The sequence below is a fragment of the Synechococcus sp. CS-1328 genome (assembly GCF_025128095.1).
In the GTDB taxonomy this organism is placed as follows: Bacteria; Cyanobacteriota; Cyanobacteriia; order PCC-6307; family Cyanobiaceae; genus CBW1002.
The window spans coordinates 17454-43925 of the sequence record NZ_JAHLYT010000030.1 but is presented as its reverse complement, the minus strand read 5'-3'; the positions used below and the strand labels follow the sequence as shown (position 1 = coordinate 43925).

Here is a 26472-nt window from a genome sequence, read left to right as displayed (position 1 = left end):
CGATCAGGTGCTGAGAGTCCGGCGCTGGGTGACGAACTTGTAGGCCTCGACCCGGTCGCCTTCCTGCCAGGCGTTGAAGCGATCACAGCCGATGCCGCACTCGAAGCCGGTGGCCACCTCCTTGACATCGTCCTTGTTGCGGCGCAGGGAGTCGAGATCGCCCTCGTACACCTTGTCCTTGCCGCGGTGGACGCGCACCTTGCAGTTGCGCTGCAGCTTGCCGTTGGTGACATAACAGCCGGCCACGGCGCTCTTGCCGATCGTGAACACGGCGCGCACTTCGGCTTCGCCGAGGGATTCCTCGACCAGCTCCGGCTCCAGCAGGCCTTCCATGGCCATCTGGATGTCTTCGAGCAGTTTGTAGATCACCTCGTAGTCGCGCACATCGACCCCGGTGGCATCGGCGGCGCGCTTGGCGCCGGAGGCCATCGAGGTGTTGAAGCCCACGATCACGGCGCCGGAGGCGGCCGCCAGGTCCACATCCGTTTCGGTGATCTCGCCCGGTGCCGAAAGCAGCACCCGCACCTGGACCTCGTTCTTCGGCAGTTGCTCGAGCGATCCGAGGATCGCCTCCACACTGCCCTGCACGTCGGCCTTGAGGATCAGATTGAGCTCCTTGAGTTCGCCCTCGCTGACCTGGCCGGACATCGAGGCCAGGGAGACCCGGCGGGAGGCCATCTGCTGGGCCAGGCGGGTCGCCCGGGCCTCATTCGCCCGATCGCCCACCACACTGCGGGCGGTCTTCTCATCGGGGTAGACCTCGAATTCGTCGCCGGCGGTGGGCACTTCGCTGAAGCCCAGAGCCTCCACTGCGCAGGAGGGGCCCGCTTCCTTCACCCGCTTGCCGGTGTCGTCGACCATGGCGCGCACCTTGCCGAGCACAGGGCCGGCTGCCAGTACATCGCCGGCCCGCAGGGTGCCGTTCTGGATCAGCAGGGTGGCCACCGGTCCCTTGGCCTTGTCGAGGTGGGCCTCGATCACGGTGCCGCGGGCCATCCGATCCGGGTTGGCCTGGAGGTCTTCCACCTCCGTCACCAGCAGGATCATCTCCAGCAACTTGTCGATGTTTTCACCCTTGATGGCGCTCACCGGCACCATCACGGTGTTGCCACCCCAGTCTTCCGCCACGAGATCCTGGCCGGACAGTTCCTGCTTGACCCGCTCGGGCGACGCGCCCTCCTTGTCGATCTTGTTGATCGCCACCACGATCGGCACTTCGGCTGCTCGGGCATGGCTGATCGCCTCCAGGGTCTGGGGACGGACACCGTCATCGGCGGCCACCACCAGCACAGCCACGTCGGTCACCTTGGTTCCACGGGCACGCATGGCGGTGAAGGCCTCGTGACCTGGGGTGTCCAGGAAGGTGATGCGGCGGTGCTCGCCGGCGTGGGGGATCTCCACCTGGTAAGCACCGATGTGCTGGGTAATGCCACCGGCTTCGCCGGCTGCCACGCGGGTCTTGCGGATCGCGTCCAGCAGGCTGGTCTTGCCATGGTCGACGTGGCCCATCACCGTCACCACGGGAGGGCGGCGGATCAGGTGGGCCAGATCGCTGGCCTCGATCATCTCCACCGTCTTCTTGGCGGCGGCCTCGACGTCGTCTTCAAGCACCGGCACGCCGAATTCCTCGGCCACCGTTTCGATCGTGGAGAGATCCAGCGTCTGGGTGACGGTGGCACTGATCCCCTTGAAGAACAGGCTCTTGATGATCTCGGAGCTCTCGACACCGAGTCGGTCGGCCAGTTCCTGCACCGTGAGGTTGCCCTCCGGCACGATCAGCATCTCGGGGCGCTGAGCCTTGGCCTCGCGAGCAGCCCGGAGCTCCATGGCACGGCGGCGCTGGCGCTGGCGGGTGGTCTCCTTCTTGCGCTTGCGCACCGCCACGGTGGGCTTGGGTGCGGCGGCGACGGCGCTGCGTGGCTTGGCCGGGCGAGCCAGGCTGGCCTGCAGAACCAGAGCTTCCTGTTCGCCAGCGAAGCCGCCGGTCTCGGCGGTGAGCGCATCATCGTTGTCGCCGATGATGTGGACCTTCTGCCGCTGTTTCTGCGGCGAGCGGCTGCGCAGCGCCTCTAGTTTGGCGCTGTCGTCCCAGTCGGGGCGGCGGGGCCGGTTGGTTCCGGCCGGCATGCCGGGCCGGAAGGCCGGCCGGCGGGGCGCGTTCGGCGGGGTGGCGGTGGGACGGGCCGGATCGGTGCCGGTGCCTGCCGCCGCTTCGCCACGCTCAGGCCGGCGCGGCGCTGCCGCGATCGGCCGGGCATTGGGCTTCTGCAGCTGCATCAGCTCGCCGGGAGCCATCGGCTTGCGCATGCCGGCCGGCATGCCTGGGCGGGTCACGCCGGTCGCACCGGGGCCGGCGGCATCACGGCGGATGGGCTTGCCCACCAGCTCGAGCGGGGAGGTGCCGCTGCGATTGCCGGCACCGCGGGTACCGGCCTGGCCGGGCCGCACCGGAGCGGGGGCCGCAGGCCGCTGCGGTGCCCCGGGCCGTGGCCCCGTGGCTGTGGGACGGCTCACCGGCGGTGCTGCCGGACGGCCGCCAGCAGCGGCGGGAGCAGGGGTTGGGGTGGGCTGGCCGCTCTGGCTCTGGGGCCGACCCACGAGCTGGGGTTTTCCGGCTGGCCGTGCCGGCTGGCCGCCCGTGGCGCGTTGGGCTTGGCCGGGACGCTGCGGCATCGCGGGCCGCGGCGATGTGGGGCGGGCGTTGGCCCCGGGGCTGGCCGCTGCTGGCGCCTCGGGTTTCCGGGGTGGCGGGCTGGCAGCAGGTTTAGCCGGTGCCGGGGGCTTGATGACGGCGGCAGGACGGAGAGGTGCCGGCGGCTTGGCCGGCATGGCAGCAGGTTTGGCCGCTACCTGAGCTGGCTTGGCAACCACTGCAGCAGGCTTGGCGGCAACAGCAGCAGGCTTGGCGGCCGGTTTCTCAGGCGTGGCCGGTTTGGCTGCCGGAGCAGGGGGCGCCAATTCAGGCCGGCTGGGGCTGGCCGGCTTGGTGGCGATGACGGTCGGAGGTGCGGCTGGCCGACTGGGTTTGGCCGGCGCCGGGCGGTTGGGCGCAGCGGTAGACGCTGCCGGCCGACTGGGGGCGGCTGGCTGGGGCGCCGCTGCCGATTTCGGCGCTGCCGGCCGGGCGGGGGGGGCAGCGGGCTGGGTCGGGCTGGGAGGGGCGGCGGCCACCGGACGGGCGGGGGCAGCGGGCTTGCTGGGAGCCACGGCGGGGGGCTGGGGTTGGGTGTCGGCTGCGGCTTTCTTCACGGAAAGAATGGCCTTGGCGGGCGCTGCCGGGGCAGCTGGGGTCGCTCCGGATCCGTTGCCCTTGATCAGGGTCCGGATGCGGATGGCCTCGTCGTCGCTGATCGAGCTGCTGTGGCTCTTCACGGCGATGGACAGTTTTTCGGCGGCGTCGAGCACGTCCTTGTTCTCCAGGCCCAGGTCCCGGGACAGCTCATAAATTCTGACTTTGCCGCTGCTGGTCATTCAGGTCTCCAAGGGTCGGGGCCATCCGGCCGCCAGTCGGGACAACGGGTGCCACCGGGCCGCATCCATGCTGCAGCCACGGTTCATCTTGCCTCAGAGGTGGTCGCGTCGTCGTCGCGCAGACGCTGGTCAAGCGTGGCGATGATGGAATCCGCAACCTGGGTGCGCAGGGCCCGTTGGAGCCGCTTGCGCCGTTTCGCCTCGTCCAGGCAACTGCGGCTGGGGCAGAGGTAGGCCGAGCGGCCCATTCCCCTGTCCAGTCCGATACCGCCCTGCGCCAGCCGGATCACCCGCCAGAGCTGTTCACGGTTGAACAGCTCTCCGCAGGCGACGCAGCGGCGCAGAACGGGTCGCGCCATCACCGGGTTCCATCCTCGGCGTCTGCGGCGGGTTCAGGGGCGCCCTGGGATTCCGTGTCGCTGGCGTGATCAGCCGCAGCTTCAGGGGTGTCTGTGGCAGTCGCCTCAGTTGGGACATCGGCTTCTTCAGGCTCCACTTCGTCCGGCTCCGCATCAGCCAACTCAGCTTGAGCCAGCTCTGCTTCGCTGTTGTAGTCACCCCCCAGCATCTCCTCGTCCTCGGGCAGGGGATAGAGCTCGCGCAGGCGGGCGTCTTCCTCGGCGCGGGCGGCCTGCTCAGCGGCCAGGCGAGCCTCCGCCTCCGATTGCAGCGCCTCCTCTTCCTGGCGCAGGGCGATCAGTTCGGCCACCTTCTCGTCTTCGCTGGCCTGGTCGTATTCGGCGGCGTTCTTGATATCGATCTTCCAGCCGGTCAGTCGGGCGGCCAGGCGCACATTCTGCCCTTCGCGGCCGATGGCCAGGCTGAGCTGGTCGGGGGGCACCAGCACATGGGCGTGGCGTCCATCGGGATCCACCAGCCGCACCATGTCTACCCGGGCCGGGCTGAGGGAGTTGGCGAGGTACTGACCCGGATCGGGAGACCAGCGGATCACGTCGATCTTCTCGCCGCGCAGTTCGTTGACCACCTGCTGAATGCGGGAGCCGCGGGCTCCGATGCAGGCTCCGACCGGATCCACTTCGCGTTCGACGCTGTCGACCGCCACCTTGGTGCGGGGGCCGACCGATCGGGAGGGGGGGTTGGCCTCGCGGGCCACGGCCACGATCCGTACCGATCCTTCCTGGATCTCAGGCACTTCGTTCTCGAAGAGATACACCACCAGGCCGGCGTTGGAGCGGCTCACGAACAGCTGCGGGCCACGGCGAGGCACCTCGCTCACCTCCTTGAGAAACACCTTGAAGGTGGCGTTGGCGCGGTAGTTGTCGTTGGGCAGCTGGTCACGGCGCGGCAGTTCCGCCTCCACTTCGGGCCTGCCCAGGCCGCTGCTCACGGCCATGATCACGCTCTGGCGCTCGAAGCGGATCACCCGGGCGGTGAGCACCGGATCCTCCAGATCGGCGAACTCCTCCTGGATCATGCGACGCTGCTGATCCCGCAGCTTCTGGGCCAGCACCTGCTTGGTGGTGGCGGCGGCCATGCGGCCGAAGTCGTCCTTCTCAGGGGTCACATCCAGCACCACCGTGTCCCCCACCTGGGCGTCCGGGGCTACCTGGCAGACTTCTTCGTAGGCAATCTGATGGTCGTCGCTCTCGACCTCATCCACGATGATCTTGCTGGCCAGCACCCGGTAGCCCTCTTCATCGAGGTCGAGCGAGACGTCGAAATTGCTGAAGTAGTCCTCTTCGAACGGATCTTCGCTGATGCCCAGATACAGAGTGCGCCGGTAGCGCTCATAGCCCTTCAGCAGGGCCTCCCTCAGAGCGGCCTCCACCACCTGGGGGGCAAGTTTCTTCTCTTCGCTGATGTCCTCGATCAGGTTGTTCAGACCGGGGAGCAGGACGAGGGCCATGGACGAATCGGTGGTGGATGGAAAAAAAAGGGGGGGGGAGACGAACCGGAAGCGCGGGGGCTCAGGCGCTGCCGTCAGGAGTGACCAGGCGGACGCCAATCACCGCGTCGCGGGGGATGCGCACGATGCGGCCCCGCTGGTTGAGGCGCACGTCAGTGGCGTCGCGTTCCAGCAGCAATCCCTCCAGGCTGGTGCGAAGCCCTTTGGGGTCATCGAAACTGACTTCCACGGGAAAGCCACGGAAGCTGTGAAAATCCCGATCGTCGTGGAGCTCTTCGCCGATGCCGGGACTGGTGATCTCCAGAACATAGGCCTCGGTCAGCAGCCCGGACGTCTCAATCGCTTCGGCCAGCGGTCCGCTCAGGCCGGCGCACTCATCGAGGTTGATGTCGGCGCCATCGGCTCGCTGCACCACCACCTGCAGGGTCAGGGGGATCCGGTGGGTGTGCAGCCGCACCTCACGCACGTCGAGCGCCAGGGTGGAGGCCACCGGAGCGGCGAGCTGCAGCAGATCAGGAATCAGCGGATGGGGCAAGGCTCAAGGCTGCGGGCGTCGGCGTGCATGGCCGCCGGGCATCGCAGTTCTGGAACCGCCCCGAAACCACCCAGCGCCTGACGGCGTTCGGCGGAAGCGGGTCCTGCCCGGCGGGCAGTGCAGGTCTTCACCCTAGGGGATTGCTGAGATCGATCTCCGGCGCTTCGGCGTAGTAGTCGCTGGCAACAACCTCACCGCGCCGCGTCGCGTCCTGGTTGAGGCACTGCGAGCACTGTTCCGGGGTGCGCAGGTACTGGCAGACCCGGGCCCAGAGTTTGGCGCGGCTGCCGGGGGCTCCCTGGCTGAAATACACCAGGTCGTTGCCACCGGCCATGCCCTGGATCTCCACCTGGCAGAGCGTGCAGCGCTGGCGACTGCCGGGAGGAATGGGAGCCATGGCCGGCGAAAACACTCGCGGCAACTTAAGCCGATCGCGCCGTGATGGGGCACGGCCGTGCCCTTTTGCCACCGAGCTCCACCGGGTCAGGAGGCTCTGGCGTCAGAGTGATCTCTCCTGACCTCTGCGGTGCTCGGCTGTCTCCGGGTGCTCCCTGTTGCCTTGCGTGTCCTGCAGCTGAGCGATCCCCACCTGCTGGCCGATCCGGACGGTTGCTATCGCGCCCGCCAGCCGTTGGCGCAGTTGCGGCAGGCCCTGGAGCAAAGCCTTGGTGCCGGCGGGGCGGTCGGCAAACTCCCCGACGAGCTCCCCGATGTGGTGCTGATCAGCGGCGATCTCTGCCAGGACGAGACCTGGGGCGGCTACGTCAATCTGCGGGATCTGCTGGCTGCCGCCTGCCCCGGGCCAGGACGGCCCCAGCTGGCCCTGTTGCCGGGCAACCACGACCATCCCCAGCTGCTGCGCGCGGCCCTGGGGCGCCAGGCCTGGATCGCACCGGCGGAGCTGCGGATTGCCGGTGCTCGCCTCTTACTTCTGGACAGCCATTGGCCCGGCCAGCTCGCTGGCCGGCTGGGTCCGCGTCAGCTCGCCTGGCTGCGCGACCGGCTGGCGGCCGGCACCACCGCCGAACCCCTGCTGGTGGCGCTGCATCACCCACCGGTGCCGATCGGTGATCCCGGCATGGATGCGATCGCCCTGGTCGATGGTCCCGAGCTGCTCGCACTTCTGGCCGCTGCTGCGGGGCTGCAGGCTGTGGTGTTCGGGCACATCCACCAGCACTGGCTTGGCCAGCTGCCGGGTCCTACTGCCGTGCCGCTGCTGGGCTGTCCCTCCACCCTCTGCCCCTTTCCGGCCGTGCAGGTCTGTCCTCAGGGCCGGGCTCAGGACCCGGGCGGCCGGCTGCTCACCCTCTCCCCGTCCGGCCTGCGGCAGCGGCTGCTCCGCTGGGCGCCTGCGGCGGTGCCTAGCGTCGGCTGATGCTTCCTTCCCACCGTCTGGCCACCCTGGAATGCTCTGTGGCGCCCGCTTCGATCGCGGCGTGTCCCGCATCGCTTCGATGGGGGCAGCGCCTCCTGGCGGTGCTGGTGCTGCTGGCGGCTCTGCTGCTGCCGCTCGCGCCTGCCTGGTCTCTGGAGCCAGCCCCGGTGGCTTCAGAGACCCTGGCGGTTTCAGTTCCCCAGCCGGCTCCCCACAGTTTCGTGGCGGAGGCGGCCCGGCGGGTGGCTCCGGCGGTGGTCCGGATCGACACCGAGCGCACCGTGGCGCGCCAGCCCTTTGATCCGGCCCTGCTCGACCCCTTTCTACGGGAACTGTTCGGTGACCCCGCCGGCAGCATGCGTGAACGGGGCCAGGGCTCCGGCGTGGTGATCGAGGCCTCGCAGGGCCTCGTGCTCACCAATGCCCATGTGGTGGACCAGGTCGATGCCGTCGAGGTCACCCTGGCCAGCGGTCGCCAGCTGGACGCCACCGTGGTGGGCACCGATCCGGTCACCGATCTGGCCCTGGTGCGGATCGCCCGCGGTGGTGGTCTGCAGGCGGCTCCCCTGGGGGATTCCGAGGCCCTGGAGGTGGGCGACTGGGCGATTGCGCTGGGCAGCCCCTATGGCCTGGAGCGCACCGTGACCCTGGGGATCGTCAGCAGCCTGCACCGCGACATCAACAGCCTCGGCTTTGCGGACAAGCGTCTTGATCTGATCCAGACCGACGCGGCCATCAACCCGGGCAACTCCGGCGGCCCGCTGATCAACGCCGCCGGTGAGGTGATCGGCATCAACACGCTGGTGCGTTCCGGGCCGGGAGCCGGCCTGGGCTTCGCCATCCCGATCAACCTGGCCAAGCGGGTGTCGGATCAGTTGGCCGGCGGTGGCCGGGTGGTGCACCCCTATCTGGGTCTGCAGCTGGTTCCGCTCACGGCCCGGCGTGCCCGCGAGAACAACCGCGATCCCGACGCCCTGGTGCAGCTGCCCGAGCGGGACGGCGCTCTGGTGCAGCGGGTTCTTCCGGACAGCCCGGCGGAGGCGGCCGGGCTGCATCGCGGCGATCTGGTGGTGGCGGCCGGTGAGCAGGCGGTGGCCAGCCCCTCGGTGCTGCTGCAGCTGGTGGAGCATGCCGCCGTGGGCGAGCCGCTTCCCCTCAAGGTGCTGCGGGGGCAACGGGAGCTTCAGCTCTCGATCCGGCCGGCCGACCTGCCCAGGGCCGGCTGAGATGCCCTCTGGGGGGCTTGCGGCAGTTCCATTGCTACGGTCACGACCCCCGATTGCGCATGGCATGTCCGATCTGCAGGACCGCATGAAGCAGGCTGTGGCTGAGGCTGCGGTCGAGCAGATCCAGGACGGCATGGTGCTGGGGCTGGGCTCCGGTTCCACCGCTGCCCTGATGATCCGCGCCCTTGGCGCCAGGCTCCAGCAGGGCGAGCTCAAGGACATCGTGGGGGTGACCACCTCGTTTCAGGGCGAGGTGCTGGCGGCGGAACTGGGGATTCCCCTCAAAAGCCTCAATGCGATTGAGCGCATCGATCTGGCGATCGACGGCGCTGATGAGGTCGATCCCTCCTTCCAGCTGATCAAGGGCGGCGGCGCCTGCCATGTGCAGGAGAAGCTGGTGGCCCGCCGTGCCGATCGCTTCGTGGTGGTGGTCGATGCCACCAAGTTGGTGGAGACCCTCAACCTGGGTTTTCTGCTGCCGGTGGAGGTGCTGCCCGGTGCCTGGCGGCAGGTTCAGGCTGAGCTGATCACGCTGGGGGCTACGGCGGAGTTGCGCATGGCCGTCCGCAAGGCCGGGCCGGTGGTGACCGATCAGGGCAATCTCGTGCTCGATGCGGCGTTCGCCGGCGGGATCACCGATCCGCTCGGCCTGGAGAGGGAGATCAACAACCTGCCTGGCGTGCTCGAGAACGGCCTGTTCGTCAACCTCACCGATCAGGTGCTGGTGGGAGAGATCATCGATGGCGTGCCCGGTGTGCGGGATCTGGTGAAGCGCTGAAGCCCCGGCCCTGATGTGGGGCCCAGGGGGTCAGTTGAGCCGCCGCCGCACCGACTCGGCATGGCTGTGCAGCCCCTCGCTTTCGGCCAGGGTGATCACCGCCGCGCCCGTGGCCTCCAGCGCTGCCCGGTTGAAGTGAATCAGGCTGGTGTGGCGCAGGAAGGTCTCCACGCTCAGGGCCCCGGCGAAGCGGGCCGTGCCTGAGGTGGGCAGGGTGTGGTTGGGACCGGCCAGGTAATCGCCAACGGCTTCGGGGCTCCAGGGGCCCAGGAAGATGGCGCCGGCATGGCGGATGCGGTCGGCGAGGGCTTGGGGGTCGTGGACCAGCAGCTCCAGATGTTCCGGAGCGAAGCGATCACTCAGGGCCGCCGCTTCCTCCAGATCAGCGCAGAGCACGATCAGGCCCCAGTCTTCCAGGGCGCTGCGGGTGATGGCGGCCCGCGGGTGGCCAGCCAGCTGGGCCTCCAGGGCGGCCGGCATGGCTGCGGCCAGTTCGGCGCTGGTGGTCAGCAGGATCGCGGCGGCGAGGGGGTCGTGTTCGGCCTGTGCCATCAGATCGGCGGCCACCTGGTCGGCGCGGGCGGTGTGATCGGCGATCACCAGCACCTCGCTGGGGCCCGCCAGCGAATCGATCGACACCCGCCCATAGACCGCCTTCTTGGCCAGAGTCACGTAGAGGTTGCCCGGGCCGCTGATCACATCCACCCGGGGGATCGTTTCGGTGCCGTAGGCCAGGGCCGCCACGGCCTGGGCGCCGCCGATCCGGTACACCTCCGTCACCCCAGCCAGATGGGCCGCGGCGAGCACGGTGGCGTTCGGTTCGCCGCCGGGGCCCGGTGGGGTCACCATCACGAGGCGCTCGACGCCGGCAACCCGTGCCGGCACGGCATTCATCAGCACGGTGCTGGGGTAGGAGGCCCTGCCACCGGGTACGTAGAGGCCAGCCCGCTCCACCGGTCGCCAGCGGCGCCCGAGCTGCTCGCCGTGGGGGCCGGTCACGGCCAGATCTTCAGGCTTTTGCCGCTCGTGGAAGGCGAGGATGCGTTGCTGCGCCAGGGTCAGCGCGGCCTGCAGCTGGCTCGGGCATTCCTGCCAGGCCTGCTCCAGGCGCTCCGGCGCAATGCGCAGCGGGTCGGGGCGGATGCCATCGAAGCGTTCGGTCAGCTCCAACAGCGCCTGGTCGCCCTGGCGGCGCACCTGCTCGAGGATCTCCTCCACCCGCTGCTGTTCCTGCTGCAGGCGGCTGCCGCTGGTGCGTTCGGCGATCGCCTCGAGCTGTTCCCACGCCGCCGCCGCATCGTGGAGCACCGTCAGTCGCAATGGACCTTGGGCTCGGTCGGGGGCGGCGGCAGGGGCGGAGGCAACCACGGGGCGGAGGCGCGGAGGACCGGCGCTGCAGAGGTTGGAAGCACGCTAGTGCTCGGCTCATCGAGGGGGTGATGGGCCGACCGGTAGGATCCTCGTTTGCCGAATCCGCGCCAGTACGCCTGTGGCCAATAACAAGTCGTCGAAGAAGCGCATCGAGATCGCGGAGCGCAACCGCCAGCGGAACCGCACCTACAAGTCGGCTTTGCGGACCCTGATGAAGCGCTGCTTCACCGCCTGCACCAGCTATGCGCAGGAGCCGGGCGATCAGACCAAGGACGTGGTTCAGACCAGCATGAGCGCCGCCTTCAGCAAGATCGACAAGGCCGTGAAGTGTGGTGTTCTGCACCGCAACACCGGTGCCCATCAGAAGTCGCGCATCAGCGCCGCCGTCAAGAAGGCGATCGAGCCTGCCGCTGCTGTCGGTTGATCCGGCCGTTTCCGGTCGATCACCCCAGTCCCTCTGCAAGGCCCCATGCCGGCGACCCTGGTTGATAGCCATTGCCACATCGTTTTCCGGAACTTCGACGACGACATCGACCTAGTGGCCCAGCGCTGGCGTGAAGCCGGAGTTCGGAGCCTGGTCCATGCCTGCGTCGAGCCCTCGGAGATCCCGGCGATCCGTGCCTTGGCGGATCGTTTCCCTGAGCTCCGGTATTCCGTGGGTGTCCATCCTCTGGATACGGAGCACTGGCAGTCCGATACCGCCAAGGTGCTGCGTCAGGCAGCCCTCGACGATTCCCGGGTTGTGGCCATCGGCGAACTGGGTCTGGATCTGTTCCGGGTCCAGAATCTCGACGAGCAGCTGGCGGTTCTTGTGCCCCAGCTGGACCTGGCGGTGGAGCTGGATCTGCCGGTGATCATCCACTGCCGCGATGCGGCCGAGCCCATGTTGGATCTGTTGCGCGATCGCGCCTCCGATCAGCGCTGCCCCCGTGGGGTGATGCACTGCTGGGGCGGTACCCCGGAGGAGATGGCCGGTTTTCTGGAGCTGGGTCTTTTGATCAGCTTCAGCGGCACGGTCACCTTTCCCAAGGCCGAAGCCACCCATGCCTGCGCTCGGGCAGTGCCCGCCGATCGTTTTCTGGTCGAAACCGATTGCCCTTTCCTGGCCCCCGTGCCAAGACGCGGCAAACGGAACGAACCCGCTTACGTGGCTGCCGTGGCCGCCAGGGTTGCCGAGCTCAGGGGCGAGAGCCTCGAGCAGGTGGCCCAGACCAGCAGCGCCAACGCAGCACGTTTGTTCGGCCTGGGGCTTGACAGTGTATGATTTTTTATTGCCTTGGTAGCGGAAGCGCTCCTTTGTCGACGCCTGCAGCCGTGAAGCGAGTCCCGTAAAGAGAGCCGGCAGCGCTGGCCGTTCCTGGTGCCAGGAGCGGCTGTTCGCATGTCGGAACTCTCCAGCCCTGGCTCACCGGCCTCAGCTGCACCCCAGCCCCCTCAAGCCCATCGGTGGCATTTCCCCAACGGTGTCCACAGCCGTTGCCGTTCCACCGAGCCCATTTTTTACCCCACCGTTCCTGCAGGTCCACCGCATGAGCAGCGCGATCCAGGTCGCCAAGACCGCCACTTACCTCCCTGATCTGGTGGAGGTACAGCGGGCGAGCTTCAAATGGTTCCTGGAGAAGGGCCTGATCGAAGAGCTCGAGAGCTTCTCTCCGATCACCGATTACACCGGCAAGCTGGAGCTGCACTTCATCGGTAGCGAGTACCGGCTCAAGCGTCCGCGCCACGACGTGGAAGAGGCCAAGCGCCGCGATGCCACCTTTGCGTCACAGATGTATGTGACCTGCCGCCTGGTCAACAAGGAGACTGGCGAGATCAAGGAGCAGGAGGTGTTCATCGGTGAACTGCCTCTGATGACCGAGCGTGGCACGTTCATCATCAACGGCGCCGAGCGCGTGATCGTCAACCAGATCGTGCGCTCCCCCGGGGTCTATTTCAAGGATGAGCAGGACAAGAACGGCCGCAAGACCTTCAACGCCAGCCTGATCCCCAACCGCGGTGCCTGGCTGAAGTTCGAGACCGACAAGAACGACCTGCTGCATGTGCGTGTCGACAAGACCCGCAAGATCAACGCCCACGTGCTGATGCGCGCCATCGGCCTGTCGGACAACGATGTGCTCGACAAGCTGCGGCATCCGGAGTACTACCAGAAGTCGATCGAGGCGGCCAACGACGAGGGCATCGCCTCTGAGGATCAGGCCCTGCTGGAGCTCTACAAGAAGCTGAGGCCCGGTGAGCCCCCCTCCGTCAGCGGCGGTCAGCAGCTGCTTCACAGCCGTTTCTTCGATCCGAAGCGCTACGACCTCGGCCGGGTCGGTCGCTACAAGATCAACAAGAAACTTCGCCTCACGATCCCCGATGCGACCCGCACCCTCACGCCGGAGGATGTGCTCAGCACGATCGATTACCTGATCAATCTGGAACTTGATGTCGGTGGCGCCAGCCTCGACGACATCGATCACCTCGGCAATCGCCGGGTGCGCTCGGTGGGTGAACTCCTGCAGAACCAGGTGCGTGTGGGCCTCAACCGCCTGGAGCGGATCATCAAGGAACGCATGACGGTCGGCGAGACCGAATCGCTCACCCCGGCCCAGCTGGTGAACCCCAAGCCCCTGGTGGCGGCGATCAAGGAGTTCTTCGGCTCCAGTCAGCTGAGCCAGTTCATGGACCAGACCAATCCCCTGGCGGAGCTCACCCACAAGCGGCGCATCAGCGCCCTCGGTCCAGGGGGCCTCACCCGGGAGCGGGCCGGTTTCGCCGTGCGCGACATTCACCCCTCCCACTACGGCCGGATCTGCCCGATCGAAACGCCGGAAGGTCCGAATGCCGGCCTGATCGGTTCGCTCGCCACCCACGCCCGGGTGAATGAGTACGGCTTCATCGAAACCCCTTTCTGGAAGGTGGAAGAGGGCATCGTGCTCAAGCAGGGCGATCCGATCTACCTCTCCGCCGACCTGGAAGATGAGTGCCGCGTCGCCCCTGGCGACGTGCCGACCGACTCCACCGGCCTGATCACCGCCGAACTGGTGCCGGTGCGCTACCGCCAGGACTTTGAAAAAGTGCCTCCCGAGCAGGTGGACTATGTCCAGCTCTCGCCGGTGCAGGTGATTTCGGTAGCCACCTCGTTGATTCCCTTCCTCGAGCACGACGACGCCAACCGTGCCCTGATGGGCTCGAACATGCAACGGCAGGCCGTGCCTCTGCTGCGTCCGGAGCGCCCCTTGGTGGGCACCGGTCTGGAAACGCAGGTGGCTCGCGACTCCGGCATGGTGCCGATCACCAAGGTGAACGGCACGGTTTCGTTCGTGGATGCCACCGCGATCGTGATCCGCGATGAATTCGGTGTGGATCACACCCACTATCTGCAGAAATACCAGCGCTCCAACCAGGACACCTGCCTCAATCAGCGCCCGATTGTCAAGCTGGGCGATCCGGTGATTGCCGGTCAGGTGCTGGCCGATGGATCCGCTTGCGAGGGCGGTGAAATCGCCTTGGGTCAGAATGTATTGATCGCCTACATGCCGTGGGAGGGATACAACTACGAGGATGCCATCCTGGTGAGTGATCGCCTTGTTCAGGAAGATCTCTACACCTCGGTGCATATCGAGAAGTATGAGATCGAGGCTCGTCAGACCAAGCTCGGCCCCGAGGAAATCACTCGCGAGATTCCCAACGTTGCCGAGGAGAGCCTTGGCAACCTCGATGAGATGGGCATCATCCGCATCGGTGCCTATGTCGAGAGTGGCGACATCCTGGTGGGTAAGGTGACGCCGAAGGGCGAATCTGATCAGCCCCCCGAGGAAAAACTGCTGCGCGCCATCTTTGGCGAGAAGGCCCGTGATGTTCGCGACAACTCCCTGCGGGTGCCCAGCACCGAGCGCGGCCGCGTCGTTGACGTGCGCATCTACACCCGGGAGCAGGGTGATGAACTGCCGCCGGGCGCCAACATGGTTGTGCGGGTCTATGTGGCGCAGCGCCGCAAGATTCAGGTGGGCGACAAGATGGCCGGCCGCCACGGCAACAAGGGGATCATCAGCCGCATCCTGCCGCGGGAAGATATGCCCTACCTGCCCGATGGCACGCCGATCGACATCGTGCTCAACCCCCTGGGTGTGCCGAGCCGGATGAACGTCGGTCAGGTGTTCGAGTGCCTGATGGGCTGGGCGGCGTCCCACCTGGAGTCACGGGTGAAGGTGGTGCCCTTCGATGAGATGCACGGCCCCGAGATGTCGAAGCAGACCGTGCAGGCTTTCCTGGAAGCGGCCAAGGCCCTTCCCGGCAAGGATTGGGTCTACGACCCTGAGAACCCCGGCAAGATCCAGCTGGTGGATGGCCGCACCGGCGAACCATTTGATCAGCCGGTCACGGTGGGCTTCGCTCACATTCTCAAGCTGGTCCACCTGGTCGACGACAAGATCCACGCCCGTTCGACCGGCCCCTACTCCCTGGTGACCCAGCAGCCCCTGGGCGGCAAGGCGCAGCAGGGTGGCCAGCGCCTTGGGGAGATGGAGGTGTGGGCCCTGGAGGCCTACGGCGCCGCCTACACCCTGCAGGAACTGCTCACTGTCAAGTCCGACGACATGCAGGGCCGCAACGAAGCCCTCAACGCCATCGTCAAGGGCAAGCCGATCCCCCGGCCTGGCACGCCCGAGTCGTTCAAGGTGCTGATGCGCGAACTCCAGTCCCTGGGGCTCGACATCGCCGTCTACACCGATGCCGGTGAGGAGGTGGATCTGATGCAGGACGTCAATCCACGCCGCAGCACCCCCAGCCGTCCCACTTACGAATCCCTCGGCGTCGCGGACTACGACGACGACTGATCGCTGATCCGTTCCGTTCCCTTCGACCTCCGCGCGCTCCAAGCCCATGTCCAACAGCAACCTCCGCACCGAGAATCACTTCGACTACGTCAAGATCACGCTCGCTTCGCCCGAGCGGATCATGCAGTGGGGGCAGCGCACGCTGCCCAACGGTCAGGTGGTGGGTGAGGTGACCAAGCCGGAAACGATCAACTACCGCACGCTCAAGCCGGAGATGGACGGCTTGTTCTGCGAGAAGATCTTCGGCCCGTCGAAGGACTGGGAGTGCCACTGCGGCAAGTACAAGCGTGTGCGGCATCGCGGCATCGTCTGCGAGCGCTGCGGTGTGGAAGTTACGGAGAGTCGGGTGCGTCGCCATCGCATGGGCTTCATCAAGCTGGCGGCCCCGGTATCGCACGTGTGGTACCTGAAGGGAATTCCCAGCTACGTGGCAATTCTGCTCGACATGCCCCTGCGGGATGTGGAGCAGATCGTCTACTTCAACTGCTATGTGGTGCTCGACAAGGGCGACCACAAGGACCTCACCTACAAGCAGTTGCTCACCGAGGATGAGTGGCTCGAAATCGAGGATCAGATCTACGCCGAGGATTCGGAAATCGAGAATGAGCCCCAAGTGGGCATTGGCGCCGAGGCTCTCAAGCAGCTGCTCGAAGACCTTGATCTGCCCGTGATTGCTGAGCAGCTGCGCGAGGATATCGCTGCCAGCAAGGGCCAAAAGAGGGCCAAGCTGATCAAGCGCTTGCGTGTGATCGACAACTTCATCGCCACCGGCGCCAAGCCGGACTGGATGGTGCTGGATGTGATCCCGGTGATCCCGCCCGATCTGCGTCCGATGGTGCAGCTCGACGGGGGCCGCTTCGCCACCTCCGACCTGAACGATCTCTATCGTCGCGTCATCAACCGCAACAACCGCTTAGGCCGTCTGCAGGAGATCCTCGCTCCTGAGATCATCGTCCGCAATGAAAAGCGGATGCTGCAGGAAGCTGTTGATGCGCTGATCGATAACGGTCGTCGTGGCCGCACCGTGGTGGGGGCCAACAACCGGGCCCTGAAGTCGCTGAGCGACATCATCGAGGGGAAGCAGGGTCGCTTCCGTCAGAACCTGCTCGGCAAGCGGGTCGACTACTCCGGTCGTTCCGTGATCGTGGTGGGCCCCAAGCTCAAGATGCACCAGTGTGGTCTGCCCAAGGAGATGGCGATCGAGCTGTTCCAGCCGTTCGTGATCCATCGCCTGATCCGTCAGAACATCGTCAACAACATCAAAGCCGCCAAGAAGCTGATTGCGCGCGCCGATGATGAGGTGATGCAGGTGCTTCAGGAGGTGATCGAAGGCCATCCGATCCTGCTCAACCGGGCCCCGACCCTGCACCGCCTCGGTATTCAGGCGTTTGAGCCTAAACTGGTCGATGGGCGTGCGATCCAGCTGCACCCACTGGTCTGCCCCGCCTTCAACGCCGACTTTGACGGTGACCAGATGGCCGTGCACGTGCCCCTGGCGATTGAGGCCCAGACCGAAGCCCGCATGTTGATGTTGGCCAGCAACAACATCCTCTCGCCGGCCACCGGTGAACCGATCATCACCCCCTCCCAGGACATGGTGCTCGGCGCCTACTACCTCACGGCCGTCAAGCCCGATTTTGAAAAGCCTGCGTTTGGCGATCGCCGCCGCAGCTTCGCCAGCCTCGACGACGTGATCGCCGCCTTCGAGGAGAAGCACCTCACCCTGCATGACTGGGTCTGGGTGCGTTTCTCCGGTGAAGTGGAGAGCGACGACGAGGAGAGCGCTCCCTTGCTGGAAGAGACCCTCAGCGACGGGACCCGCATCGAGCAGTGGAAGTATCGCCGCGATCGTTTCGATGAAGACGGCGCCCTGATCAGCCGCTATCTGCTCACCACGGTGGGTCGGGTTGTGATCAACCACACCATCATCGACGCGGTGGCTGCCGCCTGAGTTTCGGCAGAGCAGAACAGTTTTTCTTTCTCTTTTCGTTTTTCTCCAGCGCGCGCTGCCATGACCGCCACCTCGTCCAAATCCAGCAAATCCAAGGCCAAAGCTGCGGCTGCGGCTGCGGCTGTTGTTGAGTCCACCCTCACCGCTGAGGGCCGCAATGCGCCGCTGAGCAAGATGGCGCCGCCGTTCCGCAACCGCGTGATCGACAAGAAGGCCCTGCGCAACCTGGTGGCCTGGGCCTACAAGAACCACGGCACGGCCGCCACGGCGGCCATGGCCGATGAGCTCAAGGACCTTGGTTTCCACTACGCCACCCAGGCCGCCGTGTCGATCTCGGTGGACGACCTGCAGGTGCCGGACGACAAACCGCAGCTGCTGCGAGAGGCAGAGCAGCAGATCACGGAAACAGAAGAGCGCTATCGCCTGGGTGAGATCACCGAGGTGGAGCGGCACACCAAGGTTATTGACACCTGGACTGAAACGAACGAGCGTCTCGTCAACTCCGTGAAGCGGAACTTTGATGAGAATCATCCGCTCAATTCGGTGTGGATGATGGCCAACTCTGGCGCCCGGGGCAACATGTCCCAGGTGCGTCAGTTGGTCGGTATGCGCGGCCTGATGGCCAACCCTCAGGGGGAGATCATTGACCTGCCGATCCGCACCAACTTCCGCGAAGGTCTGACGGTCACCGAATATGTGATCTCCTCCTACGGGGCCCGCAAGGGCCTGGTGGATACGGCCCTGCGCACCGCAGACTCGGGCTATCTCACCCGCCGTCTGGTGGATGTGGCCCAGGATGTGATTGTCCGGGAAGACGATTGTGGCACTACCCGCGGCATCGTGATTGAGGCCGATGAGAAGGGCCGTTTCGGTCCCAAACTCACGGGTCGCCTCGCCGGTGAACCGGTGGTGGATGCGAATGGCGAGATTCTGGTGGATCGCGATGGAGAAATCGATCCCCCGACCTCGAAGCGGATCGAGGCCGCTGGGGTGCGCTCCGTGGTGGTGCGTTCGCCGCTCACCTGTGAGGCATCGCGTTCTGTCTGCCGCAAGTGCTATGGCTGGGCCCTGGCGCACAACGAACTGGTCGACCTGGGCGAGGCCGTGGGCATCATCGCGGCCCAGTCAATTGGTGAGCCGGGCACCCAGCTGACCATGCGGACGTTCCACACCGGTGGTGTGTCCACCGCTGAAACCGGCGTGGTGCGCTCCCTGGTGGAGGGTGTGGTCGAGTTCGGATCCAAGGCGCGGGTGCGTGGTTTCCGCACGCCCCACGGCGTCGAAGCCCAGATTGCCGAAACCGACTTCACCCTGACGGTGAAACCGACGGGCAAGGGCAAAGTCCAGAAGCTGGACATCAGCAGCGGCTCGTTGCTGTTCGTGGCCGATGGCGCCGTCACCCCTGGGGATACGATGCTGGCCCAGATCTCTTCCGGTGCCACCACCAAGAAGAGCGTCGAAAAGGCCACCAAGGATGTGATCTGCGACCTGGCCGGTCAGGTGCGTTATGAGGATGTGATCCAGCCCAAGGAGGTCACCGACCGCCAAGGCAACATCACCCTCAAGGCCACTCGCCTGGGTCGGCTCTGGGTGTTCAGTGGTGATGTCTATAACCTTCCCCCCAACGCGCAACCGGTGGTTCAGGGAACCAAGCCGGTGGTGACGGGTGAGGTGCTGGCGGAGAGTCGTCTCGTGAGTGAATACGGCGGTGCTGTGCGGCTGCGGGATTCGGCCGGCGATTCACGTGAAGTGCAGATCGTGACGGCCAGCCTCACCCTGCGCGACTGCAAGCTGGTCGGTGAATCCAACCACTCGGGTGAAACCTGGTATCTGGATGGCAAAGACAACAGCCGCTATCTGCTCAAGACAGCTCCGGGCAGCAAGATCGGTGCCGGTGAGGTGATCGCCGAGCTGGCCGATGACCGGTTCCGCACCCAGACCGGCGGTCTGGTGAAGTATGCCCCAGGCCTGTCGATCAAAAAGGCCCGCAGTGCCAAGAACGGCTATGAGGTGAGCAAGGGTGGCACGCTGCTGTGGATCCCGCAGGAGACCCATGAAATCAACAAGGACATCTCCTTGTTGATGATCGAAGATGGCCAGTGGATTGAGGCTGGCACGGAGGTGGTCAAGGACATCTTCAGCCAGACCGCCGGCATCGTGACCGTGACGCAGAAGAACGACATTCTGCGCGAGATCATTGTTCGTACCGGCACCCTGCATCTGGTGTCCGACAGCAAAGTTCTCAGCCGTTTCGGCGAGGGCAAGCTGGTGAATCCCGGCGAAGACATTGCCCCTTCCCTCAAGGCCGAGGCCATGGTGTTTGTCGAGACGGTTGACACGCCTGAGGGTGGCGCCCTGCTGCTCCGTCCAGTGGAGGAATACACCATTCCTGATGAGGCCCATCTGCCCGACCTGGGCTCGGTCAAGCAGAGCGGTGGCCCCTCTTTGGGGCTCAAGGCCACGCAGCGCCTCACCTTCAAAGATGGCGAGCTGATCAAGAGTGTGGAGGGAGTCGAATTGCTGCGCACTCAGTTGATTCTGGACACCTTCGACACCACACCACAGATGACCGTGGACGTGGAGGTTGTGCCCGACAAGCGGGCCAAGACGATCGAACGGTTGCAGCTGGTGATCCTCGAATCCCTGCTGGTTCGCCGCGACACCCTGTCCGATGCCAGCCATGGCTCCACCCATACCGAGCTGCAGGTGCAGGACGGTGATGCCGTCAAGAGCGGGGATGTGGTGGCCACCACCCAGATCCTCTGCAAGTACGACGGTGTGGTCCAGCTGCCTGAACTGCTGGCTGACGAGCCGGTGCGTCGCCTGATCGTCGAGCGCGAAGGCGACACCCATGCCATCCCGCTAGGGTCCGCAGCTCCCCAGGTGGTGATCGGCCAGCGGCTGGTGGAAGGTGATGTCCTGGCCGAGGGCCTTGTGGCTCCCTGCTGCGGTCAGGTGGAGGCGATCGATGCCGGCGAGGTCACCATCCGCCTCGGTCGTCCCTACATGGTCTCGCCCGATTCGGTGCTGCACGTGCGTGACGGTGAGCTGGTGCAGCGTGGTGATGGCCTGGCCTTGCTGGTGTTCGAACGTCAGAAGACCGGCGACATCGTGCAGGGTCTGCCCCGGATCGAAGAACTGCTGGAGGCGCGCCGCCCGCGGGAATCAGCCGTGCTCTGCCGCAAGAACGGCACGGTTCAGATCAAGCAGGGTGAAGACGATGATTCGATCACGGTGTCGGTGATCGAGGCCGATGACGCGATCACCGAGTACCCGATCCTGCTGGGCCGCAACGTGATGGTCAGCGATGGCCAGCAGGTGTTGGCCGGTGAGCTGCTGACCGATGGTCCGATCAACCCCCACGAGCTGCTGGAGTGCTTCTTCGAAGATCGCCGCAGTCGTAAACCCACGATGGAGGCGGCTCAGGAGGCGATCTCACAACTGCAGTACCGCATGGTGCAGGAAGTGCAGAACGTCTACAAGAGCCAGGGCGTCTCGATCGATGACAAGCACATCGAGGTGATTGTGCGTCAGATGACCAGCAAGGTGCGGATCGAGGATGCGGGGGATACCACCCTGCTGCCCGGCGAACTGATCGAGTTGCGTCAGGTGGAGCAGGTCAATTCCGCCATGGCCATCACCGGTGGTGCTCCTTCCGAGTTCACCCCGGTGCTGCTGGGGATCACCAAGGCCTCGCTCAACACCGACAGCTTCATCTCGGCGGCCTCCTTCCAGGAAACCACCCGGGTGCTGACCGAGGCCGCGATCGAGGGCAAGAGCGACTGGCTGCGCGGACTCAAGGAGAACGTGATCATTGGTCGCCTGATCCCTGCGGGCACCGGCTTCGGCGGCTTCGAAGAGGAGCTGCGTGCTGAGGCGGGCCCCCATCCCGACATCCTGGAGGAGGAGAACGCCAGCTACCGCCGCATGCAGAACCTCCGCCCTGATTACACGGTGGAACTCCCCTCGCCGGCCAGTTCCACCGCGGTGCTCGACGATCCCTCCGATGCGGATCTCGAAGCCACCCGCAGCCGTCATGGCATCGAGGGCAGCAGTTATGCCGCCTTCACCCGCCCTGGGGCGGACGATGGTTTGCAGGAGGAGTTGATCCCTGACCCCGATGCCGTCGAGGGTCTTCAGGAGGAGGGTCTGCTGAGCGACGATTGAGGTCTCTTTCCTGCGCCGATCCTTTCGCCCCCCACGCGGCTGGTGCCGGGATTCCGTTCTGACGTTCTGCTGTTTTCGCCATGACCGCCACCACCACCCCGGTTCCCCAGCGTCGACTGCCGCGCTTCGGCTTTCACACCCATAACGAGATCCTGAATGGCCGTCTCGCCATGCTCGGTTTCATGGCGCTGCTTGGGGTGGAGTGGTTTCTGGGGCATGGGCTGCTGGTGACCCCCTGATGGGGAGCACGGCGCCGCTGCCTCTGCTGGGGATGGGTCTGGCGGAGCTGGAGTCCTGGGCGCAATCCCAGGGCCAGCCAGCCTTCCGCGGCCGGCAGCTGCACGACTGGATCTACGCCAAGGGCGCCCGGCGCCTCGCGGATGTCTCGGCGCTGCCGAAGGCCTGGCGCGACAGCCTGGCCGCAGAGCCACCAGCGGGTTCGGCTGACTGGATCGGCCGCTCCAGGGAGCTGCACCGCAGTGTCGCCCGCGACGGCACCACCAAATTGCTGCTGGGCACCGCCGACGGCCTCAGCTTGGAAACCGTGGGCATCCCGGCGGAGGGGCGGCTGACGGTGTGTGTCAGCAGCCAGGTGGGCTGCCCGATGGCCTGCCGCTTCTGCGCCACGGGAAAGGGCGGCTTGCAACGCTCCCTGGCGGTGCACGAGATCGTCGATCAGGTGCTGAGTGTGCGCCAGGCGATGGACCTGCGCCCCAGCCACGTGGTGTTCATGGGCATGGGCGAACCGCTGCTCAACACGGAGGCCGTGCTGGCGGCGATCGATTGCCTCTGCCGCGATCTGGGCATGGCCCAGCGTCAGATCACGGTGAGCACGGTGGGTGTGCCGCGCACGCTCCCGACCCTGGCTGAGCGCGCTTTGGAGCGCCTGGGCCGGGCCCAGTTCACCCTGGCCGTAAGTCTGCATGCACCGGATCAGCGGCTGCGGGAGGAGTTGATCCCCACGGCCCACTCCTATCCGATTGAGACATTGCTGGAGGATTGCCGCCGCTACGTGGCGATCACGGGCCGTCGGGTCAGCTTTGAGTACATCCTGCTCGGTGGTCTCAACGATCACCCCCGTCAGGCGGCGGCCCTGGCTCAGCGGCTGCGAGGCTTTCAGAGCCATGTGAATCTGATCGCCTACAACCCGATCGAAGAGGAGGAGTTTCAACGTCCCAGTCCTGAGCGGGTGGAGGCCTTCCGGCGCGCGTTGCAGGAGCGGCATGTGGCCGTGAGTGTGCGTGCCAGCCGGGGCCTGGATCAGGATGCGGCCTGCGGGCAGCTGCGTCGAAGGCTCACGCCGGCCTGAAGATCGAGGGCCTGGCCTGACCGTTCAGGTGGGATCCTTGGCCGGATCAAAGGCGCCGCGGGCTTCCGCTTCGTTCCAGGGTGCCAGCCGTGCCAGCAGCAGAAAGGCGGGCACGGCCGCCGCCACCGTGAACAGGAAGAACGCGGGCCAGCCCACCCGCTCCGCCACCACGCCCGCCGGTGCCGAGAGGATCGAGCGGCTCATGGCATAGACGCCTGAGAGCAAGGCGTACTGGGTGGCGGAGAAGCGCGGGTTGCAGAGGCTCATCAGTAGAGCCACGAACACGGCGCCCACCATGCCGCCGCTGATGTTCTCCAGGCTCACCGCCGCGATCAGTCCGGTGAAGCCGCCGCCGAAGCGGGCCAGGGCCCAGTAGCTGAGATTGCCCAGGGCTCCCGCCACGGCGAACAGCCAGAGGGAGCGGTTCATGCCCAGCCAGGCGAACAGGCCCCCCCCCAGCACCGTGCCCACGATGGTGGCGCCGATCGCCCAGCCGCCCTGCACCAGGCCGATCTCCGCCGCACTGAAGCCGCGCAGCTGCAGAAAGGGAATCGCCATGGCGCTGAGCAGGCCATCGGGCCAGCGGTAGAGCAGCACCAACAGCAGCAGTTGCCAGGTGCGGCCCGGCCCGGCCCGGCGCACGAACTCCCTCGCCGGGCCCAGCACCGCCTGGCGCAGGCTGGTCACGGCATGGTCCACTGGCTTGAGCTTCGGTGCCGTGAGCGTGAACGGAATCACCGCTCCCACCAGGGCGGCGGCGGCCAGGAATGCGGCGGGCCAGCCGTAGCGGCCAGCCAGTAGAAATCCCCCGGCCCCGATGGCCAGCATGGCGGCCCGGTAACCCAACGCCGCAGCGGCGGCGCCCGGCCCACGCTCGTGCTCCGGCAGCAGGTCGGTGCGGTAGGCATCCACGGCGATGTCCTGGGTAGCGCTGCAGATCGCCAGCACCAGCGCCGCGATGCCGATGGTCGTGAGGCTGGCCGGGTCGGTGCTGGGCCGCAGCAGCGCCATGGCGGCGATCACTGCCACCAGCATCACCTGCATCAGCAGCAGCCAGCCCCGCCGCCGGTCGGGCCAGGGGATCGGCCAGCGGTCGAGCAGGGGCGCCCAGAACAGCTTCAGCGTGTAGGGCAGTTCCGCCAGCGGAATCAGGCCGATCAGCGCCAGGGGGACGCCGCTGGCGGTGAGCCAGCCCTGCAGCAGCTTGCTGCCCACCATCAACGGGGCCCCGCTGGCCACACCCTCGGCGCTCACGGCCACAAGGCGGCGGACGGTGCCGTCTGCCCCCCTGTGCTGCGCGGTGCCAGGGGTCGCTGCCGGCTCAGACGCCATCCGTTCAGACGCCATCGGTGCGGGGCGGGTGGGCGAACCCTAGGGTCGGCCTTCCCGTTTGCCGTCACTAAGGCCCGTCACCCCGGGCCGTCACAATGGGAAGCAAAATCTGGATTCCGTGCAATTTTTTCGCTCTACCTTGCTGCCGGCGGCAATCGTGCTGCTCTTCGGCCTGGCCCTGGTCGCGGTGAGTGCGCGCATCTGGTTGCCCGGGGACATGGCAGCCCCGGCTCCGCTCCTCTGATCTCCTCGCCGACGGGACCGCCGCCATGAGCGAAGACCATCAGCCCTCCGATCCGCGTGAGCCTCAGGGCGAGCCTGGTGCCACGCCGCCCCAGTGGCTCAGTCCGCCCGAACTGGCCCTCGATCCGGACGTGCTGGCCCGCGAGCTGGCGGTGGAACTGCTCGGTGACCCGCTCGATGAGCTCGACAGCCTCGGGCCGGACAGCTTCGATGTGGCGGCTGAGTGCGATGCCGGTCTGGAGCTGCTGCAGGGCAGCCATGACCAGCGCATGCAGGGTCTGCGGATCTTCTGCGAGCACCGCGATCCGCGCTCCAACCCCCTGCTGCTGCCGCTGCTGGGAGCCAGCTGCCCGATCGTGCGCATGAGTGCGGTCTATGCCCTCGGGCGCAATCCCCATCCTCTGGCGGTGGAGCCTCTGCTGGGTCTGCTCTCCTGCGACGACAACGGCTATGTCCGCAAGGCGGTGGCCTGGAGCCTGGGCAACTATCCCGAGGCGCCGATTCTCAATCCCCTGATTCGCGCCCTGCAGGTGGACGTGGCGGCCGTGCGGCTCTGGGCGGCCAGTTCCCTGGCGGAAGCGGGCAGCACGGGGCCGGCCAAGGCCGATCCGGCGGCGGCCCAGCTGCTGCAGAGCCTGCGGATCGACAGTGAACCCGCCGTGCGCAGCAACAGCGCCTGGGCCCTGGGGCGCCTCTATCCGGAACTGGTTGAACCCCGCCAGCAGGACGTGGTGCAGACCCTGCTGCACACCATGCTGGAAGACGGTGAATCGAGCGTGCGGGACGAGGCGCGGATCGCCCTCGAGCAGTTGGAGCAGCCGGATGTGCTGGAGCGGCTGCAGACCCTGGTGGAGGAAGGCCTGCTCAGCTGATCGGAATCACCGCTAGCATCCAGCCACCCTTTTGGGCTTCGGGATGGCACAGCGGACCATCCGTTTCCGCATCCGGCCCGATGGTCGGGTCGAGGAGACGGTGGAAGGAATCCAGGGTGAAGGCTGTCAGCAACTCACCGAGAGGATCGAGGCGCGCCTCGGTTCGGTGCAGCAGCGCCGCCCCACGGCTGAGGCCTTCCAAGCCGGGGTCTCCCAGGGGTCCATCGCCAGCCAGTCCCAGTCCCTCGAACAGCTCGGCTCCACCTCCGTCTGATCTGCGCACCGCTTAACCATGTCTCACTTCAGTACCGTCAAAACCGAGCTGCGCGACCGCCAGGCGCTGGTTGCCGCCCTTACCGATCTCGGCCACGAGCCAGCCGAGGGCGAGCGGCCGGTGCGTGGCTATCGCGGCCAGACGGTGACGGCCGATCTGGCCGTGTCCCAGAGCAGCGGTGCTGACATCGGCTTCCGTTGGAATGCCGAGGCCGGCAGCTACGAACTGGTGACGGATCTGGACCTCTGGAAGCAGCCGATTCCTGTGGAGCGCTTCCTGGCCCAGCTGCAGCAGCGCTACGCCCTGCGCAGCATCCTGGCCGCCACCGCTGAAGAGGGGTTCCAGGTGAGCGAGCAGACCAGCCAGGTCGATGGTTCGATCGAGCTGGTCGTGACCCGTTGGGACGGGTGAGCGACCCGGCTCTCGCCTTCCGCACCGCTGCCACCGAGGTCGACCCCCCCAGCGGCCTTGAGCCGGTCCTGGGGGGTGCTCTGCGGCAGCAGGCGGTGTGGGTGGATGAAGCCGTCTGCATCGGCTGCCGCTACTGCACCCATGTGGCCACCAATACTTTCGTGGTGGAACCCAACTGGGGCCGCTCCCGTGCCATCCGCCAGGACGGCGACAGCACCGAACGGATTCAGGAGGCGATCGAGACCTGTCCGGTGGATTGCATCCACTGGGTGGCCTATGAGCGGTTGCCGGCCCTCGAAGCCGAGCTCGAGCAGCAGGACATCCAGCCCCTGGGGCTTCCCTCCTCCTCTCGGCTGAAGCGCACCCTGCCGCGCCGCTCTTCTTCGCTTGGCTGACATCAATCGTCTGAAGTCAACCGTCTGAGTCCCCTCGCCTGACTTGCTGTCTCGTTGAGCGCCTTGCCCCCGATC

Annotated in this window: 22 protein-coding genes; 15 read left to right on the top strand and 7 right to left on the bottom strand. The window is 66.4% G+C overall.

All coding sequences use genetic code 11. The features are described from left to right. Positions 1-3: 3 nt before the first annotated feature. From infB to KQ310_RS04820, 5 genes are all read right to left on the bottom strand, one after another. Entirely contained in the window at positions 4-3471 is a 3468-nt protein-coding gene (gene infB / locus KQ310_RS04840; RefSeq protein WP_259720651.1) for a translation initiation factor IF-2, read from the bottom strand. A gap of 83 nt (positions 3472-3554) precedes the next feature. After that, positions 3555-3830: a YlxR family protein gene (locus KQ310_RS04835; RefSeq protein ID WP_399237660.1), complete on the bottom strand. Its 276-nt coding sequence runs from the start codon at positions 3828-3830 to the stop codon at positions 3555-3557. Then, entirely contained in the window at positions 3830-5338 is a 1509-nt protein-coding gene (gene nusA / locus KQ310_RS04830) for a transcription termination factor NusA (protein WP_259720649.1), read from the bottom strand. The genes KQ310_RS04835 and nusA overlap by 1 nt, the downstream gene beginning before the upstream one ends. A 61-nt stretch (positions 5339-5399) precedes the next feature. Beyond that, a complete protein-coding gene (locus tag KQ310_RS04825) occupies positions 5400-5873 on the bottom strand; it encodes a ribosome assembly cofactor RimP (RefSeq protein ID WP_259720648.1) in 474 nt (157 codons plus the stop codon). A 127-nt stretch (positions 5874-6000) separates the two neighbouring features. Further along, entirely contained in the window at positions 6001-6270 is a 270-nt protein-coding gene (locus KQ310_RS04820) for a hypothetical protein (protein WP_259720647.1), read from the bottom strand. A 162-nt stretch (positions 6271-6432) separates the two neighbouring features. Between KQ310_RS04820 and KQ310_RS04815 the strand changes: the two genes are divergently transcribed. The 3 genes from KQ310_RS04815 (at position 6433) to rpiA (ending at position 9252) form a co-directional block, all read left to right on the top strand. Continuing rightward, complete coding sequence (locus KQ310_RS04815) at positions 6433-7248, top strand: metallophosphoesterase (RefSeq protein ID WP_399237668.1); 816 nt, start codon at positions 6433-6435, stop codon at positions 7246-7248. Beyond that, a complete protein-coding gene (locus tag KQ310_RS04810; RefSeq protein ID WP_399237666.1) occupies positions 7245-8474 on the top strand; it encodes a trypsin-like peptidase domain-containing protein in 1230 nt (409 codons plus the stop codon). The genes KQ310_RS04815 and KQ310_RS04810 overlap by 4 nt, the downstream gene beginning before the upstream one ends. Before the next feature lie 64 nt (positions 8475-8538). Next, a complete protein-coding gene (rpiA, locus tag KQ310_RS04805) occupies positions 8539-9252 on the top strand; it encodes a ribose-5-phosphate isomerase RpiA (RefSeq protein ID WP_259720644.1) in 714 nt (237 codons plus the stop codon). Positions 9253-9282: 30 nt separating this feature from the next. Here rpiA and hisD read toward each other — a convergent pair whose 3' ends face one another. Beyond that, positions 9283-10620, bottom strand: coding sequence for a histidinol dehydrogenase (gene hisD / locus KQ310_RS04800; RefSeq protein ID WP_399237656.1), 1338 nt, complete (start codon positions 10618-10620; stop codon positions 9283-9285). 121 nt (positions 10621-10741) lie between these two features. On the opposite strand from hisD, the gene rpsT reads away from it, so the two are divergent. The 7 genes from rpsT to rlmN all read left to right on the top strand — a co-directional run bounded on the left by rpsT (position 10742) and on the right by rlmN (position 22870). Further along, positions 10742-11047: a 30S ribosomal protein S20 gene (gene rpsT / locus KQ310_RS04795; RefSeq protein ID WP_259720643.1), complete on the top strand. Its 306-nt coding sequence runs from the start codon at positions 10742-10744 to the stop codon at positions 11045-11047. A 45-nt stretch (positions 11048-11092) separates the two neighbouring features. Then, positions 11093-11887, top strand: a complete 795-nt coding sequence (locus tag KQ310_RS04790; RefSeq protein ID WP_259720642.1) for a TatD family hydrolase — start codon at positions 11093-11095, stop codon at positions 11885-11887. Between the two features lie 265 nt (positions 11888-12152). Continuing rightward, positions 12153-15443 carry a DNA-directed RNA polymerase subunit beta gene (gene rpoB, locus KQ310_RS04785; RefSeq protein WP_259720641.1) on the top strand — a complete coding sequence of 1097 codons (3291 nt, stop codon included), beginning with the start codon at positions 12153-12155 and terminating at the stop codon, positions 15441-15443. Between the two features lie 46 nt (positions 15444-15489). Continuing rightward, positions 15490-17394 carry a DNA-directed RNA polymerase subunit gamma gene (locus KQ310_RS04780; protein ID WP_259720640.1) on the top strand — a complete coding sequence of 635 codons (1905 nt, stop codon included), beginning with the start codon at positions 15490-15492 and terminating at the stop codon, positions 17392-17394. Between the two features lie 60 nt (positions 17395-17454). After that, positions 17455-21561: a DNA-directed RNA polymerase subunit beta' gene (locus tag KQ310_RS04775; RefSeq protein WP_259720639.1), complete on the top strand. Its 4107-nt coding sequence runs from the start codon at positions 17455-17457 to the stop codon at positions 21559-21561. A gap of 80 nt (positions 21562-21641) precedes the next feature. Continuing rightward, positions 21642-21800, top strand: a complete 159-nt coding sequence (locus tag KQ310_RS04770) for a chlorophyll a/b-binding protein (RefSeq protein ID WP_259720638.1) — start codon at positions 21642-21644, stop codon at positions 21798-21800. Next, positions 21800-22870 (top strand): 23S rRNA (adenine(2503)-C(2))-methyltransferase RlmN, encoded by a 1071-nt coding sequence (gene rlmN / locus KQ310_RS04765; RefSeq protein WP_259720637.1) that lies wholly within the window; start codon positions 21800-21802, stop codon positions 22868-22870. The genes KQ310_RS04770 and rlmN overlap by 1 nt, the downstream gene beginning before the upstream one ends. A gap of 24 nt (positions 22871-22894) precedes the next feature. Here rlmN and KQ310_RS04760 read toward each other — a convergent pair whose 3' ends face one another. Continuing rightward, positions 22895-24217, bottom strand: coding sequence for an AmpG family muropeptide MFS transporter (locus tag KQ310_RS04760; protein ID WP_259720636.1), 1323 nt, complete (start codon positions 24215-24217; stop codon positions 22895-22897). 103 nt (positions 24218-24320) lie between these two features. Between KQ310_RS04760 and KQ310_RS04755 the strand changes: the two genes are divergently transcribed. Genes KQ310_RS04755 through KQ310_RS04735 form a run of 5 tightly spaced genes read left to right on the top strand, consistent with a single transcriptional unit; the run spans position 24321 to position 26397 of the window. Beyond that, positions 24321-24446 carry a hypothetical protein gene (locus tag KQ310_RS04755; RefSeq protein ID WP_255518220.1) on the top strand — a complete coding sequence of 42 codons (126 nt, stop codon included), beginning with the start codon at positions 24321-24323 and terminating at the stop codon, positions 24444-24446. 25 nt (positions 24447-24471) lie between these two features. Then, the gene (locus tag KQ310_RS04750) at positions 24472-25317 is read left to right on the top strand and encodes a HEAT repeat domain-containing protein (RefSeq protein ID WP_259720635.1); all 846 of its coding nucleotides are present in this window, start codon (positions 24472-24474) and stop codon (positions 25315-25317) included. A gap of 43 nt (positions 25318-25360) precedes the next feature. Then, on the top strand, positions 25361-25591 hold the full coding sequence (locus tag KQ310_RS04745) for a DUF2997 domain-containing protein (RefSeq protein ID WP_259720634.1): 231 nt from the start codon (positions 25361-25363) through the stop codon (positions 25589-25591). An 18-nt stretch (positions 25592-25609) separates the two neighbouring features. Next, entirely contained in the window at positions 25610-26002 is a 393-nt protein-coding gene (locus tag KQ310_RS04740; RefSeq protein WP_259720633.1) for a DUF1257 domain-containing protein, read from the top strand. Next, positions 25999-26397 (top strand): ferredoxin, encoded by a 399-nt coding sequence (locus KQ310_RS04735; protein WP_259720632.1) that lies wholly within the window; start codon positions 25999-26001, stop codon positions 26395-26397. The genes KQ310_RS04740 and KQ310_RS04735 overlap by 4 nt, the downstream gene beginning before the upstream one ends. Positions 26398-26472: the final 75 nt, after the last annotated feature.

Coding starts and splice junctions, on each gene's coding strand:
- KQ310_RS04835 (WP_399237660.1), bottom strand. CDS start 3,830: ATGGCGCGACCCGTTCTGCGCCGCTGCGTCGCCTGCGGAGAGCTGTTC.
- nusA (WP_259720649.1), bottom strand. CDS start 5,338: ATGGCCCTCGTCCTGCTCCCCGGTCTGAACAACCTGATCGAGGACATC.
- KQ310_RS04775 (WP_259720639.1), top strand. CDS start 17,455: ATGACCGCCACCTCGTCCAAATCCAGCAAATCCAAGGCCAAAGCTGCG.
- rlmN (WP_259720637.1), top strand. CDS start 21,800: ATGGGGAGCACGGCGCCGCTGCCTCTGCTGGGGATGGGTCTGGCGGAG.
- KQ310_RS04760 (WP_259720636.1), bottom strand. CDS start 24,217: ATGGCGTCTGAACGGATGGCGTCTGAGCCGGCAGCGACCCCTGGCACC.
- KQ310_RS04790 (WP_259720642.1), top strand. CDS start 11,093: ATGCCGGCGACCCTGGTTGATAGCCATTGCCACATCGTTTTCCGGAAC.
- KQ310_RS04770 (WP_259720638.1), top strand. CDS start 21,642: ATGACCGCCACCACCACCCCGGTTCCCCAGCGTCGACTGCCGCGCTTC.
- infB (WP_259720651.1), bottom strand. CDS start 3,471: ATGACCAGCAGCGGCAAAGTCAGAATTTATGAGCTGTCCCGGGACCTG.
- KQ310_RS04745 (WP_259720634.1), top strand. CDS start 25,361: ATGGCACAGCGGACCATCCGTTTCCGCATCCGGCCCGATGGTCGGGTC.
- KQ310_RS04740 (WP_259720633.1), top strand. CDS start 25,610: ATGTCTCACTTCAGTACCGTCAAAACCGAGCTGCGCGACCGCCAGGCG.
- KQ310_RS04820 (WP_259720647.1), bottom strand. CDS start 6,270: ATGGCTCCCATTCCTCCCGGCAGTCGCCAGCGCTGCACGCTCTGCCAG.
- KQ310_RS04750 (WP_259720635.1), top strand. CDS start 24,472: ATGAGCGAAGACCATCAGCCCTCCGATCCGCGTGAGCCTCAGGGCGAG.
- rpiA (WP_259720644.1), top strand. CDS start 8,539: ATGTCCGATCTGCAGGACCGCATGAAGCAGGCTGTGGCTGAGGCTGCG.
- rpoB (WP_259720641.1), top strand. CDS start 12,153: ATGAGCAGCGCGATCCAGGTCGCCAAGACCGCCACTTACCTCCCTGAT.
- KQ310_RS04780 (WP_259720640.1), top strand. CDS start 15,490: ATGTCCAACAGCAACCTCCGCACCGAGAATCACTTCGACTACGTCAAG.